The organism is Mycobacterium adipatum (assembly GCF_001644575.1).
GTDB lineage: Bacteria > Actinomycetota > Actinomycetes > Mycobacteriales > Mycobacteriaceae > Mycobacterium > Mycobacterium adipatum.
On record NZ_CP015596.1, the window covers coordinates 3,350,014 to 3,363,808 of the forward strand.

Annotated in this window: 17 protein-coding genes; 11 read left to right on the forward strand and 6 right to left on the reverse strand. The window is 65.5% G+C overall.

Going from position 1 to position 13,795, the window contains the following annotated elements:
* The first annotated feature begins 61 nt into the window (after nucleotides 1–61).
* On the forward strand, nucleotides 62–784 hold the full coding sequence (locus tag A7U43_RS15955) for an alpha/beta fold hydrolase (protein ID WP_231963331.1): 723 nt from the start codon (nucleotides 62–64) through the stop codon (nucleotides 782–784).
* A gap of 6 nt (nucleotides 785–790) precedes the next feature.
* Here A7U43_RS15955 and A7U43_RS15960 read toward each other — a convergent pair whose 3' ends face one another.
* Together A7U43_RS15960 and A7U43_RS15965 are read right to left on the reverse strand one after the other, a co-directional pair.
* Complete coding sequence (locus tag A7U43_RS15960; RefSeq protein ID WP_067997123.1) at nucleotides 791–1,777, reverse strand: NAD(P)H-quinone oxidoreductase; 987 nt, start codon at nucleotides 1,775–1,777, stop codon at nucleotides 791–793.
* On the reverse strand, nucleotides 1,774–2,316 hold the full coding sequence (locus A7U43_RS15965; RefSeq protein ID WP_067997126.1) for a hypothetical protein: 543 nt from the start codon (nucleotides 2,314–2,316) through the stop codon (nucleotides 1,774–1,776). The genes A7U43_RS15960 and A7U43_RS15965 overlap by 4 nt, the downstream gene beginning before the upstream one ends.
* A 112-nt stretch (nucleotides 2,317–2,428) precedes the next feature.
* On the opposite strand from A7U43_RS15965, the gene A7U43_RS29735 reads away from it, so the two are divergent.
* From A7U43_RS29735 to A7U43_RS15980, 4 genes are all read left to right on the forward strand, one after another.
* On the forward strand, nucleotides 2,429–2,596 hold the full coding sequence (locus tag A7U43_RS29735; protein ID WP_156525936.1) for a hypothetical protein: 168 nt from the start codon (nucleotides 2,429–2,431) through the stop codon (nucleotides 2,594–2,596).
* A 34-nt stretch (nucleotides 2,597–2,630) separates the two neighbouring features.
* Nucleotides 2,631–3,209, forward strand: coding sequence for a TetR/AcrR family transcriptional regulator (locus A7U43_RS15970; protein WP_067997128.1), 579 nt, complete (start codon nucleotides 2,631–2,633; stop codon nucleotides 3,207–3,209).
* A gap of 113 nt (nucleotides 3,210–3,322) precedes the next feature.
* Nucleotides 3,323–4,189 carry an SDR family NAD(P)-dependent oxidoreductase gene (locus A7U43_RS15975; protein WP_067997131.1) on the forward strand — a complete coding sequence of 289 codons (867 nt, stop codon included), beginning with the start codon at nucleotides 3,323–3,325 and terminating at the stop codon, nucleotides 4,187–4,189.
* Between the two features lie 96 nt (nucleotides 4,190–4,285).
* Nucleotides 4,286–5,104, forward strand: a complete 819-nt coding sequence (locus A7U43_RS15980) for an alpha/beta hydrolase fold domain-containing protein (RefSeq protein WP_068002856.1) — start codon at nucleotides 4,286–4,288, stop codon at nucleotides 5,102–5,104.
* Here A7U43_RS15980 and A7U43_RS15985 read toward each other — a convergent pair.
* Nucleotides 5,085–5,588 carry a DinB family protein gene (locus A7U43_RS15985; protein WP_067997134.1) on the reverse strand — a complete coding sequence of 168 codons (504 nt, stop codon included), beginning with the start codon at nucleotides 5,586–5,588 and terminating at the stop codon, nucleotides 5,085–5,087. The genes A7U43_RS15980 and A7U43_RS15985 overlap by 20 nt on opposite strands.
* A gap of 232 nt (nucleotides 5,589–5,820) precedes the next feature.
* Nucleotides 5,821–6,702 carry a sialate O-acetylesterase gene (locus A7U43_RS15990; RefSeq protein ID WP_082902159.1) on the reverse strand — a complete coding sequence of 294 codons (882 nt, stop codon included), beginning with the start codon at nucleotides 6,700–6,702 and terminating at the stop codon, nucleotides 5,821–5,823.
* A gap of 143 nt (nucleotides 6,703–6,845) precedes the next feature.
* Here A7U43_RS15990 and A7U43_RS15995 point away from each other — a divergent pair, with 143 nt between their 5' ends.
* The 3 genes from A7U43_RS15995 to A7U43_RS16005 all read left to right on the forward strand — a co-directional run bounded on the left by A7U43_RS15995 (nucleotide 6,846) and on the right by A7U43_RS16005 (nucleotide 9,268).
* Entirely contained in the window at nucleotides 6,846–8,066 is a 1,221-nt protein-coding gene (locus A7U43_RS15995) for an oxygenase MpaB family protein (protein ID WP_067997136.1), read from the forward strand.
* Nucleotides 8,067–8,245: 179 nt separating this feature from the next.
* Nucleotides 8,246–8,689: a hypothetical protein gene (locus A7U43_RS16000; RefSeq protein WP_067997139.1), complete on the forward strand. Its 444-nt coding sequence runs from the start codon at nucleotides 8,246–8,248 to the stop codon at nucleotides 8,687–8,689.
* A 114-nt stretch (nucleotides 8,690–8,803) separates the two neighbouring features.
* A complete protein-coding gene (locus A7U43_RS16005; RefSeq protein WP_067997142.1) occupies nucleotides 8,804–9,268 on the forward strand; it encodes an SRPBCC family protein in 465 nt (154 codons plus the stop codon).
* Nucleotides 9,269–9,287: 19 nt separating this feature from the next.
* Here A7U43_RS16005 and bla read toward each other — a convergent pair whose 3' ends face one another.
* Nucleotides 9,288–10,187, reverse strand: coding sequence for a class A beta-lactamase (bla, locus tag A7U43_RS16010; protein ID WP_067997145.1), 900 nt, complete (start codon nucleotides 10,185–10,187; stop codon nucleotides 9,288–9,290).
* Nucleotides 10,188–10,348: 161 nt separating this feature from the next.
* On the opposite strand from bla, the gene A7U43_RS16015 reads away from it, so the two are divergent.
* Both A7U43_RS16015 and A7U43_RS16020 read left to right on the forward strand, forming a co-directional pair.
* Nucleotides 10,349–11,230 (forward strand): LysR family transcriptional regulator, encoded by an 882-nt coding sequence (locus A7U43_RS16015; RefSeq protein ID WP_067997147.1) that lies wholly within the window; start codon nucleotides 10,349–10,351, stop codon nucleotides 11,228–11,230.
* Entirely contained in the window at nucleotides 11,227–12,120 is an 894-nt protein-coding gene (locus tag A7U43_RS16020; RefSeq protein WP_067997150.1) for a serine hydrolase, read from the forward strand. The genes A7U43_RS16015 and A7U43_RS16020 overlap by 4 nt, the downstream gene beginning before the upstream one ends.
* 18 nt (nucleotides 12,121–12,138) lie before the next feature.
* Here the strand turns inward: A7U43_RS16020 and A7U43_RS16025 are convergent, their stop codons facing one another.
* Nucleotides 12,139–12,348, reverse strand: a complete 210-nt coding sequence (locus tag A7U43_RS16025; protein WP_067997153.1) for a DUF3072 domain-containing protein — start codon at nucleotides 12,346–12,348, stop codon at nucleotides 12,139–12,141.
* A gap of 192 nt (nucleotides 12,349–12,540) precedes the next feature.
* Here A7U43_RS16025 and A7U43_RS16030 point away from each other — a divergent pair, with 192 nt between their 5' ends.
* Complete coding sequence (locus A7U43_RS16030) at nucleotides 12,541–13,764, forward strand: ISL3 family transposase (RefSeq protein WP_197499853.1); 1,224 nt, start codon at nucleotides 12,541–12,543, stop codon at nucleotides 13,762–13,764.
* Nucleotides 13,765–13,795: the final 31 nt, after the last annotated feature.

A 13,795-nucleotide genomic window follows, 5' to 3' on the forward strand; every position in this document is an offset into this window, starting at 1 on the left:
CGAGGTGCACGGCGACCTCGCTGCCCCGGGGATTCCGTTGCTGCTCATTCCTGGCGCGTTCATGGCCACCGACTCGATGCCGGACTGGGTGGAGGCCTTTGCGAAAACCCGCGCCGTCATCGTGTTCGATCAGCAGGGGCACGGCCGTACCCCGGACACCGCCCGAGCCATGTCCTATGAGCAGTTCGGGGACGATGCCGCCGAATTGTTGCGTGCGCTGGAGGTGGCGCGGGCGGATGTGATGGGCTACTCCCAGGGCGGCGGCGCTGCCTTGCAACTCGCGATCCGAAATCCGGGCCTCGTGAGCAAGTTGGTGGCCATGTCGGCGACGTTTCACCGCGACGGCTGGCATCCGTCGGTGGCCGAAGCCATCGCGACTATGAGTGTCGCCGACTTCGCCGGCACGCCTGTGCACACCGCGTTCACCGCACACACCCCCGAGCCAGTTGCCTTCGATGCCTACCTGGAAAAAATGAAGGCACTGAACATCAACGATCAGCAGATCAGCGAGAGGCAGATGCGCGCCATCGCTGCCAAGACGATGGTCATCGTCGGTGACGCGGACTCGGTGATCCTGGAGCATGCGCTGGCCTTGTTCAGGCTGCGCGGGGGAGCGGACGACGAGGCGGCCAAAACAGGCTTATTGCAGAGTGTTCCGCAGGCGCGCCTGGCGGTATTGCCCGCCACATCGCACATAGGTGTCGCTGGACAAGCTGACGTGGTGGTGCCGATGGTGACCGCGTTTCTCGACGATGCGCCGCCGGTGGCACCCGATCTTTTCTGATCGGCATCACTGCGGCCGGTTGTCCAGGATCACCTTGCCGACGGTGCGCTTGGATTCCAGCAGCTGGTGCGCGCGAGCGGCCTCGGGTAGCGGGATGACGGTGTCGACGACGACGCGGACTGCGCCAGATACGAACAGTGGAAGGACGTCGCGGGTCACGCCGCTGATGATGTCGGCTTTCTGGTGCAGCGGGCGCGCGCGCAGCATGGTCGCGGACACGGTGGCGCGTTTGGACATCAGGTAGCCGACGTCCAGCGGTGTGGACCCGGTCGTGCCGCCGATGATCACCAGATGTCCGTCGGGTGCCAGGCATTCCAGGTTGCGTGCCAGGTACTCCGCACCGACCACGTCCAGGATGCTGTCGACACCGCGCCCGCCGGTGGCTTCCAGCGTGGCGGCGACGAAATCGCGTTCGCGATAGTTGATCGCGGTCTGAGCCCCGAGACGCAGGCCCGCCTGCACCTTGGCGTCACTGCCGGCGGTGGTGATGACATGGGCGCCGATCGCGGTGGCCCACTGGATCGCGAAGGTGCCGATACCGCCACCCGCGCCGTGGATCAGCACGGTCTGACCTTTGGCGAGTCCGGCAATCATGGCGAGGTTGGAATAGACGGTGGCGGCCACCTCGGGGATCGCGGCCGCTTCGATCACGTCGACACCGTGGGGGATCGGCATCACCTGGGCGGCGGGCACGGCGACTTCGTCGGCGTAGCCGCCGCCGTCGAGCAGCGCGCACACCTCATCCCCGGGTGACCACGCCGCGACATCTGCCCCGACGGCGGTGATCGTTCCGGAGCACTCCAGCCCCAGCGGGCGCGGAGCCCAGGACGGCACCGGGTAGTGCCCTCGCCGCTGCAACAGGTCGGCGTTGTTGATCCCTGCCGCAGCCACTTTGATCACCACCTCGTGGGGCCGGGGCGACAACCTCTCGACAGCCCGCCACTGCAGCACGTCCGGTTCACCGGGGTGATCGAACAGTATCGCCCCACTCATCGCGCGGCTGCCCAGCGGGCGATGCTCTGTGCGTACAGCGGGGTCTCGACCCGGCAGTGCCGTCCGGACGCTTCCTGGCGGGCCTCGGCCGCCTCGCTGAAGGTCTGGCCGTTCTCGGCGATGAACGTCAGGAACGCGTCGGTGGGATGGGAGGTGACGGTGTTGGTGTAGCGGCAGTGGTCACCGTCGAGCTGTTCCATGCGAAGCTCCCAGATGACCTGTGTCGTCGTCCACCCGGCGGGGGTGAGAATGTCCGACAGCGACACCATCTTGCAGTAGTGGGCTTCGGCGACCTCGAACCGGTACTGCTGGACGACCAGCCCGGTGCCGATCATCTCGATGTTGATCGACATGGGTGTGCCGTCGTCGTCGACCGTGTATCCCGCAGCCTTGTGATCGCCGGGCGCGCAACGCTGATACTCATGTGTGGGAAGGGTTTTCAACCATTGGGCGATATCGACACGATCGAATGGCGCTTCCACGTCGGCGGTGATCGCTGCGTGCGAGAGCACCAGGTCTTCGCGGACTGCGTTGCTCATGTTCTGCTCCTGTCTTCGATGGGGAGGCTCACACCACACAGCATGTCCGGGTGACCAAGGTGCGGACAATGACGCTGGCGTGACCTCAGCGGGTAGTGCTAGCTGCCAAACTGTGGTCGTGCTGATCGGCTACCGGCCCGGCGATGATCCACTGCACCTTGCCGAGAGTTACAGCAACAGCGTCGATTTCGTCGACGATCATGCGAACTTTGACATTGCACTGATTACCTCGACGCACACGGTCCGGCTGGATCCGATCGCGAGTTCGCCGCTGCGGTAGGACCGGCACTGGATCTACGGGCGTAGACTTATGTATGCCTTCAGCCCAGCCCCGTCCACGAAACGCGGCCGCGACCCGTGCAGCGATCCTGCAATCGGCGATCGAACACTTCGCCGGCGCCGGTTACGACGGCGCGGGCGTCCGCCAGATCGCTAAAGACGCGGGTGTCACCGCCATGCTGGTGAACCGGTACTTCGGTTCCAAGGAGCAACTGTTCGCCGAGGCTGTCGAGGCCGCGTTCGCCCCGCCGGTGTTCGTCGTCGAAGAGTCGGACGCGGTCGCCCGTGACGCTGCCGCCGCACTGGTGTCACGCACCGGGCCGGCGGGCGACCCGCCGAAATCCTTCCTCATCATGTTGCTCTCGGTGTCCGATCCGGTCGCCGTGCGCATCGTGCGAGAAGCGATCGAACGCCATGTCGGACAACGACTGGCGCGCCAGATCGACCGCCCCGATCGCGAGTTGCGCACTGAGCTGATGCTGTCGGTGATCAGCGGAGTACTGCTGATGCGCTCGGTCATCGGAACCCGCGCGCTGAGCGAAGCCGACCCCGTGAGCATCGCCGGCGCCCTCGAACCGGTCTTTGAGGCGATCATCGGCGCACCGGCGCGATAGTCGGCCTCGCCACATGGTGCGGGAATCAATCCCGCTATGTCTACGTTCGTATACATATCAGGTATACAGGTGTAGATGAGTCTGATCGCCGTACTAGCGAAAGGTGAATTCCCATGTCTCATGTCTTTCTCGTCTCCGGCGCCTCGCGGGGACTCGGTCGTGCCATCACCGAAGCCGCGTTCGAAGCCGGACACCGCGTGGTCGCCGGTGTGCGTTCGGCATCGGCTTTGACCGGCCTGGCCGACCGGAAGCCCGACCACCTCGCCGTTGTGGAACTCGACGTCACCGACGACGAACAAGTGCATGCCGCCGTCGCCACAGCAGTCGACAGATTCGGCCGCCTCGATGTGTTGGTCAACAATGCCGGTTACGCGAACATGGCCGCCGCCGAGGACATCGACTTCGACGACTTCCGCGCCCAGATCGACACCAACTTCCTCGGCGTCGTGCGTCTCACGCGGGCGGCGCTGCCGGTCATGCGCGCCCAGCGCTCCGGTCACATCATCCAGATCTCCTCCGTCGGTGGACGGATGGCCCGACCGGGGCTGGCGGCCTATCAATCCGCCAAGTGGGCGGTCACCGGTTACTCCGGTGTGCTGGCCCAGGAAGTGGAGCCACTGGGTATCAAGGTGACCGTGCTTGAACCTGGCGGTATGCGCACCGATTGGGCGGGCTCGTCGATGACCATCGCCCCGGTCCGCGACGAGTATGCCGCCACCGTGGGTGCCGCCGCACGGCTCAGCCAATCCGCCAACCTCGGCGCCAGCGATCCGGTCAAGGTCGCTGCGCTGCTGTTGGATATCGTGGAGATGGCGACGCCGCCGACCCGGCTGCTGGTCGGGCCCGACGCCTACCGCTATGCCACCGCAGCGGGACGTGAGCTACTGGCCACCGATGAGAAGTGGGAGGCGCTCAGCATCTCGACAGCGGCGGATGACATCACCAGCGACCAACTCGATCCGCTTGCCTCCGGCGCCTGAAGGGAAGCGGCGATGTCCATCCTGTCCCAGCAGATGATCGCTGACACGCTGGCGAGAGTGTTCGCCGCCGTGGTCAACCCGGCACCCAAGGCCGCCGTGCGGTTTCCCGAGATCGTCGGCAGCACGTCGCAGATCAGCATCCCGACGCGGTACGGTGCTGCGGCGGCCACCGTGTACCGCCCGCCGACTCCCACGGCCAACACTCCCGTCTACGTCAACATCCACGGCGGCGGGTTTGTGGTCGGGCATCCCGAACAGGACGATCCCTGGTGCCGCTACCTGGCGGCCAATGCGGATGTGTTCGTGGTCAACACCAGCTATGTGCTGGCGCCCGGTCACCGCTTTCCCGCTGCGCCACAACAGATTTATGACATCGTGTGCTGGGTCGCCGGTCCGGGCCGGGACTGGGACGGCACCCGGGTGTGTATCGGCGGCCAGAGCGCGGGAGGGAGCCTCGCCGCCGCAGCGTCGCGGCTCGCACATGAGAACAAGGGCCCGGATATCGCGCTGCAGGTCCTGCACTACGCGCCGCTCGACCTGGTGACTCCGACCGGTGACAAGCTGTCATCGGTGGGGAGCCGGGCGATCATGAAACCGTGGATGGGGGCGATCTTCGACACCGCCTATGTCCCCGACAGGAAGCAGCGCAGTGACCGACTCGCCTCTCCCGCCTGGGGCGACAATGCCAGGGGGCTCGCCGGCATTGCGCCGGCGTTGATCATCACCGCCGAGTACGACCGCCTGCGCGATGAGGCCCGCCGCTACGCTGATGCTCTCGCGGATGTCGCTGCTTTGGCCGAGTATCACGAGGTGCCTGGCGTAGATCACGGGTACAACATCATGAGCGACGATGTCGAGTCCACTCGCCAGACCTACGCTCGCATCACCGACCACGTCATCCGGGCAACGGGATAACCGGGCCCGCCTCGATCTGCTCGCGCAGGATATCGGCGTGACCGGCATGCCTGGCGAACTCCTCGATCATGGCCAGCAGGGTCCATCGCATGCTGAGTTCCCCCTCGACGGGGTTGACCTTGGTGTCGTCGAGGTCGAAGCCTGCCGCAATGGTGCGTGACAGCTGACTGGCACGCTCGAACTCGGCGATCACGTCGGACAGCGACTCACCGGCGTCGACGGCGAAGGTACCCTCGTCGCGCTCGGAGTACCCGTCACACTCCGATGCATCGAGGTTCGCCCAAAAGCGTTGAAACCATATGCGTTCCGCGGCGGCGGCATGCTTGATCAACGAGATGGGCGTGGTCAGCGAGGCGACGAGCCGGCGCCGGGCGTCGGACTCAGAGAGCCCGCGCACGGCGTCGATCAGCGCCGATCGGTTGCGATCCAGGGTGTTCTCGATGATCGGTCGCTCGGCGCCAATCCTGATGATGGTGACAGACATGAGTTTTCGCTCCGTTCCGGTGAGATGAGTGAAGGCACGACAGGTCCCGTCCCGTCAGGGAAAGTGGCGGGGAGGCAGATAGGGATGGTGGCCTACACCGATCGGGGGCCGAGCCTGACAACCAGTATGTCTCACCTATCCGGCTCTGCGCCAGGGTCGCGCTGTCGCACGATCGGGAGTGGGCGAAGGCCCGCACCGAGATCGTCCCCGGGTACGGCGCGGACGGTTCAGGTCAGCGGCGGTACTCCCGCAGGGCGGCAGCGTCGAGTCTCTGGTAGGCCGACCACATATCGCGCCCCAGGGCGCGGATGCCCTCGGCGTTGTAGTGCCGGTCGACCAGGCTGTTGAAAGCATCCCGGTTACCGGGGACAAAGGCGGTCCGCGACAGCCGGTTCGGGGTGTCCTTGTGCACGGCGTTGATCGGGGTGTAATCCTTGCCGCTGAGTTCCATCTCCTCGGGCACCATCCCGCCGAGGATGATCGGAGTCTCGGCTCCGTAGCGGACTCGGAGATCGTCGAACAGCGCATCCAGCTTTCGCTGATACACCGGCGCAGGGGTCAGCGGAACATCGGATTCACCTTGATGCCACAGCACGACGGCGACAGTGCTACCCGGATTCTGCGCCAATGCTGCGTCGATCGAGCGGACCGCCTCACGGTAGAGATTGCGCCGGGTCTTGGTGTCGTCGATGTCCCAGGTGTAGCCGTTCTTCGGATGAAACGAGGTGTCGCCGCGGGCGCACGGCACCAGCAGAACCGCGCGGCCGGTGGCCTCGGTCAGCGCCTTGGCGAACGTCACACCGAAACCGACCCGCCGCGAGGGTGTCTCGTGCATCAACGGATCGGCGCCGAGGATGACAGTGTTCTTCGAGGGACCGCTGTTGGCCCACTGGTGCACATTCGGGTGCGGTTTGTCGGCACCCTCCCGATCCAAGGGTAGGCCCATCCCGAACGCATTGGACTGCCCGAGGATGGGCACGACGAGGTACGGCTCGCGCGGCGGTGTCACGGGGATGCCTTTCGGGGCGATCCGGCGCTTGATGAAGCACTTCAACTCGAAGGCCGCGCGCTTCCACAGCGGGGCGTCGCCATCGGGATTGCGGGGCTTGCGCATGGCCAGGACAGTACAACCGCCCCCGACCGGCGCACATTCGAACCCGGGAGGTCCGCACGGTATGGCTTGTTGACACCTGTCGAGTGCCGCGTACCCTTTCCTGACTACAAGCGTTGTCTAAATCAGCTCAAAGGGGAGCGTCGATGACCGTGGATGTTCCGACCAGGCACCCCGCCGGACCCCGTCCGGTGCCGGGAATGATCAAGCTGTTGGCCGTCGGCCTGGGCATCGGCAGGCCGAACCCGGGCCAATGGCGTCGGCTCGGGGAACGGCTCACCGTCGGTGACGAGCCCATGGATCGGCTGCTGGACTGGATGATGGCCACCGGCCTGTCACAGACCCGTCCGCTGTTCGACCGGGCCCTGGCCGGCGGCATCGCGAGTCTGCCGGACGCGCCGCAAGAGCTCAGGGACTTCTTCTCAACGGTGGAGACGATGCCGCCGTGGGTCGACCCCGAGCTGCTCAGACGCGGTCAGCGGGCGATGCGGCGTGGCGGCGCCGACGGCATGTACATCGCCCGCGACGTGTCGCTGCTGGGCGGCTATCAGTTTTCCGGCTTCAACAAGACCCTGCTGCGCACCGGAGCCCTTGAGAAGGGGTCCAACAAGCGCTTCGCCGAGACGATGCAGTGGGCGATGGACGTCATCGCCGAAGACGGTCTCGGGCCGCTCGGGGTGGGTTATCGGTCCACGATCCGGGTACGGCTCATTCACGCCTTCGTGCGCAGGCATGTCGGTGCGATGCCGGACTGGCGCACTGACGAGTGGGGTGTGCCGGTCAATCAGACCGATATGGCGGCCACCTTGATCGGTGCGCTCATTGCTCCGCCGGCGGCCAGCCTCGGTATGGGAATCCTCACCGCGCCTGAGGATCTGGATGCCGTCGCTCACCTGACACGCTATGTCGGCTGGCTCATCGGTGTCGAGGATGAGTGGCTGCCGCACAGTTTCCGGGACGGCATCCGGGTGCTCTATCACACCTTGACCGCGCTCTCGGCGCCCGACGAGTCCACGCGGCAACTGGCCGCACCGATGGCCGACGATCCGCTGGCCTGGCATTTCGACAGCCTGCCCGCGCTGCGGCGGCAGCTGGCGCGGGCGCAGCACCTCTCGGTGACGAGCGCCTTCCTCGGACCCCGCGCCATGCGGATGCTGGGCCTGCCTGCCTTCGTGCCGCCGTGGTATCCGCTGCTCAAATTACCGGTCAACGTGGTGCGCAGTGCGGTCGACCTGACGCTGCCCGGCGGGATGGACCGCGCCGCCCGTCGCGGGGACCGTCAGCAGCATGCTCTGCTGAGCACGATGATGGGCGAAAGCGATGTCGCCATTGGTGATTCGGCGACGAGCGTCAACCAGGTCGCCTAGGGATCCTTCGTCCTGCGAGATCTGCGGCGCGGTGTTCCATCGGGTTCGGGCCGAGGCTTTCGAGCGAATGGTCATAGTCAAGGCCGGAGTGAAGTAGTTGGGATCGGTAGCCGGTCGGACGGAATGTACTGATCGGACAGCAATGCCAACGTGGCCGTGCTCGACGAAAGGAAACGGCTTTGAAGTTCTTGCGATTCACAGCCACGATCGGGGTTGCCGCCGGCGTCGCCGTGGCGGGCTCGGCCATGGGCGGTGCCACCTCGGCCGCGCAGGGGCCCAGCTATCAGGGCGGAAACTGCCCATCCGGCATGACATGCACCCACTGGTGCCCCGGCGATCCAGCCATCCCTGGCGGCCAGGTGTTGTCCTGGGATTGGAACGTCTGCCACGACTGGTACTGGAATTCCGACGGCATCGTCGACGTGACCACAAACATCATCTATCCGTGGTCGGGCGCGCCACGTCCGGCGACGCCTCCGCCTGTTGTTCCGCCCGCATCGCCGCCGCAGCCCCTGCCGCCCGGGACGCCGTTCTGCAGTCCACGAGGCTCGCTGATCATCATTCCGCCGATCTGCGATGAGATCGGCGTCGACATGCCACCGGGTTCGGTTCGCAACGGCTGAACGCCGCCAACGTGTCTACGCAAGCCGCCTTGTGGGTGGAGATCCAGCCACGCGACGGCTTGCCGCCCGGCGACCCGACGTTTCCCGCGACACGACTTTGGGCAGATTGAGGGGATGAGCAACGACAGTAAGGTCACGGTCGAACGAACCATCACAGCGCCTGCAGACGCGGTGTTCGACATCCTGTCCAACCCCCAACGCCACCCGGTGCTGGACGGCTCTGGGTTTGTCCGCAGCGTGCACCACGCCGACCGGATCCAGAAGGTCGGTCAGGTGTTCACGATGAACATGCAGGGTGACCACATGGGCGGGGAATACAAGACCGACAACCACGTCACCGGGTATGCGAAGGACAAGCTGCTGGCCTGGAAGACGGCGCCCGCGGGCACCGAGCCGCCCGGCTGGGAATGGCTGTGGGAGCTGGAGGCGCAGGGCCCGGGGGAGACGTTGGTCCGCCACACCTACGACTGGACGAAGGTCACTGACAAGAAGCTGCTCGAGAAGGTGAAGTTCCCGCTTGTCACCGAGGACCAACTGGATGACACGTTGTCCAGGCTCGCCGCCGAGGTGGCGTCCTGAGCCAAGGCTGGACGTGGCGTCACGTGTCGGCGAACCGATCGACGGTGAGCCGTACCGTGTCGGCGATCGCCTCGTTGAGAGGTGGGGTGTCGTACACATCGTCGCGGGAGCGGGTGAGAACCACCATGACAATCCGTTGACCGGCGGGCCCGATGAGGAGTCCGGCGTCGTTGGTGGAGCCGAAATCTCCCGCCCCGGTCTTGTCCGCGCTCGTCCATCCCGCAGGCAATCCGGCTCGAAACCGCTTCTGCGAGGTGGCGTTGGCTGTCATCCATGACAGTAGGCGCTCGCGTAGCTCGTGCGTGAGCGCGTCGCCGACCAGCACTTCGCGATAGCCCGACGCCAGGGCGCGTGGGGTCGTGGTGTCGCGTGGGTCGCCGGGCAGTGCGGTGTTGAGTTCGGTTTCCCAGCGATCCAGCCTGCTCTGGTCGTCGCCGACGCTGCGGGCGAACGTGGTGATGGCCGGGGGACCGCCTATCCGTTGCAGGAGCAGGTTGCCGGCGGTGTTGTCCGATTTTTCCAGTGCCGCTGCGCATATCTGCTCCACGGTCATCGAGCCGCCGACGTTCGCGCTCGTGACCGGCGAGTTCTCCACGATGTCGGATGCCTGGACCAGTACGGGGGTGTCCAGTCTCAGCTGGCCGTGCGCAGTCAGTTGCAGTACCCGGGCCGCGGCGTAGGTCTTGAACGTCGAGCACATGGCGAACCGGTCATCGGGTCGATGCTGCAGCCGCGCAGCGGAATTCAGGTCCACTGCGAACATGCCGATTCGGGCCCGGTATCGGTCTTCGACGGCGGCGAGGTCGAGTGTGACGGTGTCGTCGGGAACCGGAGTCGCCGCGGCGTTTCGACACCCAGCGAGGGCAGCCATGGCGGCCAGGCCGTAGAGGGCCTGACGTCGGGTCAGATATGCAGTCATGGTCGGTACCGAAGCACGGTGATTCGGGCCGCCGCCAAGTCCGCAGCTCGCCGGCGGCGATAGCCGTCTGGAATCAGCGCAGGTCAGGCCGGGATTTTTCGGCGGTCATCTCGGGTCTCGAGCCACCGTGTCCCGCGCTGGGCGTCGTGTTGAATTGAGCGGTGGATCTGATTCGACATCTGCGGTATTTCGTGGCGGTCGCCGAACACCGACACTTCGGCAACGCCGCTGCCAGCCTCGGCCTCACCCAGCCTCCGATCTCGCAGGGGCTGCGGCGCCTGGAACGGCATCTGGGGCTGCAGTTGATCGACCGGAGCCCGGCGGGCGCGACGTTGACCGAGGCCGGGGCGGCGCTTCTACCGCGCGCGCGATTGATCGTCGATGACTCCACTCGCCTCCTGGCCGATGCCGCGCAGTTGTTCGGTGGCCTGCAGGGCGTGCGCTGGGGTGCGATACCCCAACTCGACGACGAAGTTCTCGCGCGCTGCACCCATGCACTGCACGGCGCGTCGGCGTCCGCCGAGGCGCCGTTGACGACGGTGACGCGAAGCACCGCGGCTCTGTTGACCGATCTGCGGCATGGCCTCCTCGACATCGCGGTGGTCGCCCATCCCGCGGTGATCGCGGAACTGGATGCCGGCCCCGTCATCACGCTGCACCGAAATGTGGTGGTGCCCGCCGGTCATCGTGCCGCGGCAGCCGAGCACCCCCGCGCCCAGATGTTGCGCGGCCTGGCGTTGGCGACCGCGCCGCGGGAGGACAACCCGCCCGCTCACGATTTGCTGATGGACGTGTTTCGTCGGCACGGGCTCGACATGGCCCCGCAGTCGGCGTCGACCCACCGAGAGGTGAGCGCGGCAGTTGCCTCGGGCCAGTGCTACGGCTTGGCCACGGCGACCGCCACCGTCCACGCCGGCACCAGCCACCGGCGAATGCTCGTGGACGACGTGGCCCTTCGCGTGCGGATCGTGACCGCCCCAGGCCGCGATCTCGGGGATCTGACGTACGCTCTCGACCGGGAACTGCTCCGGGTCGGATCATGAACGACATTGTGCGACAGATCAACGACGTCTTCGTCGACGCCGGGTGTCAGGGGTGGCTGGAAGCACGGCCGATCGGACGCGAAGGCCCGCTCATCGATATCGGCGGCGCGGATCCGGTCGTCGCCGCGTCGGTGTACAAGCTGATCGTCCTGGTCGCGCTGGGGCGAGCCTTTGACTCCGGGTTGGTGCTGCCCCACGATGCGGTCCGGGTGGTGCCGGGGGAGTGCACGCCCGGGCCCACCGGATTGAGTCTGTTCAGTGATCCGGTCACCATGTCGTGGCTGGATCTCGCCAGGATGATGATCACGCTGTCGGACAACGCCGCGGCCGACGTCATCCTCGGCGCACTCGGCATCGAGGCGATCGGGGCGGTGATCACCGATCTCGAACTCACCTGTACGCGCGTCGTCGGCGGCACCGCGGCATTGCAACGTCAGATCATCCACGACTCCGGCGCACTGACGCTGTCCGAGGCGGTCGGGATCTTGTCGAGCAACGACATCATCCACGACAGCGCAGCCTTCGACCCGGCCTATACGACCGCGACGAGCGCCGCGGACATGAACGTGGTGCTCAGTGGCATATGGACCGACACAGTCGCGTCACCAGAGGTCTGCCTGCAGATGAGAACCATCCTCGCACAGCAAATTTGGCCACACAGAGTTCGTTCGGGTTTTCCGTTCGCCGATGTCGCCGTTGCCGGCAAGACCGGGACCATCGGGCCGATCCGCAACGAGGCCGCCGTCGTGGAAGTGCCCGGTGAGGTGCCGGTCGCCGTGTCGGTCTTCACTCGCGCCGCACGGTCGGATGTCTACCTGCCCATGGTCGACGCCGCGATCGGCCGCGCCGCTTATCTTGCGGTCAACGAGGTACGTGCGTGGCTGAGTTGACCCGATGAACCGGCCGGGTCAGCCGCGCCCGGTCTTTTGTTGCAGCTCCTCGATGAGGTCGGAGGCTTGCGCTTTCGTCACGTCCTCGGGCACCTCCACCCCCGCCTCCTGGGCGAGGGTATGCAGATAGCTGCGTTGCGGGCCGGTCATCGGCTCATCACCGGTGACCCACTGCGATGTGTCCTTCTCGGCGTTTTCGTTGGGGGCTTGGGTGCTGTCATCACTCATGACTGGGGAGATGCCCGTCGCACGCGTGTGGCGCTCCTAGTGTTCTAGTGGGCGCTTTTCTGCTGTTCAGGGCCGGTTCATACTGCAGCACAAGCGCTCTCGGCGTGTCAGCGTAGAGATGAAGGACGCGCACGCGGTGTGCCTCTAGGTTTCGGGGTTACCACACCAACCTCAACCAGAGGATCCATCCGCGTGCGCGTCAGTACTGCATTTAACCGTCTTCTTCAGATCCCCGGCGCATCGGTGGTCGACGTGTCGATCGGGGACCACGATGTAGAGATCACCGTACGGCCCAAAACGCGGCTGCTGACCTGCCCCTGCAGCAAACGCGTGAGGGCCGTCTATGACCGTCGCCGGCGGCGATGGCGCCACCTCGACCTGGGCACCAAACGACTATGGCTGATTTACCGCATCCGCCGGTTGCACTGCCCGGATTGCGGGGTCATCACCGAAGACGTGCCCTGGGCCCGACCGGGAGCCAGGTTCAGCCGAGACTTCGAAGACATGGTGTTGTGGCTTGCTCAGCGCACCGACCGCACGACGGTCTCGACCCTGATGCGGTGCAGCTGGGAATCGGTCACCTCGATCATCACCCGCGGAGTCGATGAGCTGCTTGATCAACGCCGACTCGACACCCTCTACCGCATCGGTGTCGACGAGATCTGCTACCGCCACCCGCACCACTATCTGACCATCATCGGCGATCACGACACAGGAACCGTCATCAATGTCCAGCCCGGACGCAGCGAAGACTCATTCGCAGCATTCTTTGAATCCCAACCAGATTCGGACCTAGAAACCATCGAAGCGGTCAGCATGGATGTCAGCAAGGCCTACCAAGCTGCCGCCCGAGAACACGCACCGACGGCGACCATCTGCTTTGACCCGTTCCACATCATGCTGTGGGTCAACCGAGCCCTGGACCGCGTCTTCGCCGACGCCGCCAGCGGCCCGAACAAAGTCGTCATGACCTCAGCACAATGGCGTCAAACCCGATGGGCCCTGCGTACCGGTGAGAACAAACTCAACGACACCAAACGGGCACTGGTCAACCAGATCGCGCGCGCCAGCCGACGCGTCGGACGAGCATGGACCCTCAAAGAACAACTACGCGACCTCTACCGACTCGATCACGAACCCGGCGCCGCTCGCGCACTCCTCAAGGCCTGGATCACCGCGGCCAAACGCAGCCGCATCCCCTCATTCGTCGAACTCGGCAAACGCCTCCAAGAACACTTCGACGCCATCATCGCCGCCGTCGAACTCGGAATATCCAACGCCCTCATTGAGGGCATCAACGCCAAGATTCGCCTCATCAACGCCCGCGGCTACGGCCACCACTCCGCCCGAGCACTGACCGCAATGATCTACCTCTGCCTCGGCGGATTACGCCCAAAACTACCCACGAAAACATGAGGAGTCGCACGCGTGTTCGAAACCTCGGGTC

Bases quoted from the DNA above. Each gene is read 5' to 3' on its own strand.
- A7U43_RS15955 (WP_231963331.1), top strand. From the start codon at position 62: ATGGCCACCGACTCGATGCCGGACTGGGTGGAGGCCTTTGCGAAAACC.
- A7U43_RS15960 (WP_067997123.1), bottom strand. From the start codon at position 1,777: ATGAGTGGGGCGATACTGTTCGATCACCCCGGTGAACCGGACGTGCTG.
- A7U43_RS15965 (WP_067997126.1), bottom strand. From the start codon at position 2,316: ATGAGCAACGCAGTCCGCGAAGACCTGGTGCTCTCGCACGCAGCGATC.
- A7U43_RS15970 (WP_067997128.1), top strand. From the start codon at position 2,631: ATGCCTTCAGCCCAGCCCCGTCCACGAAACGCGGCCGCGACCCGTGCA.
- A7U43_RS15975 (WP_067997131.1), top strand. From the start codon at position 3,323: ATGTCTCATGTCTTTCTCGTCTCCGGCGCCTCGCGGGGACTCGGTCGT.
- A7U43_RS15985 (WP_067997134.1), bottom strand. From the start codon at position 5,588: ATGTCTGTCACCATCATCAGGATTGGCGCCGAGCGACCGATCATCGAG.
- A7U43_RS15990 (WP_082902159.1), bottom strand. From the start codon at position 6,702: ATGCGCAAGCCCCGCAATCCCGATGGCGACGCCCCGCTGTGGAAGCGC.
- A7U43_RS15995 (WP_067997136.1), top strand. From the start codon at position 6,846: ATGACCGTGGATGTTCCGACCAGGCACCCCGCCGGACCCCGTCCGGTG.
- A7U43_RS16005 (WP_067997142.1), top strand. From the start codon at position 8,804: ATGAGCAACGACAGTAAGGTCACGGTCGAACGAACCATCACAGCGCCT.
- bla (WP_067997145.1), bottom strand. From the start codon at position 10,187: ATGACTGCATATCTGACCCGACGTCAGGCCCTCTACGGCCTGGCCGCC.
- A7U43_RS16020 (WP_067997150.1), top strand. From the start codon at position 11,227: ATGAACGACATTGTGCGACAGATCAACGACGTCTTCGTCGACGCCGGG.
- A7U43_RS16025 (WP_067997153.1), bottom strand. From the start codon at position 12,348: ATGAGTGATGACAGCACCCAAGCCCCCAACGAAAACGCCGAGAAGGAC.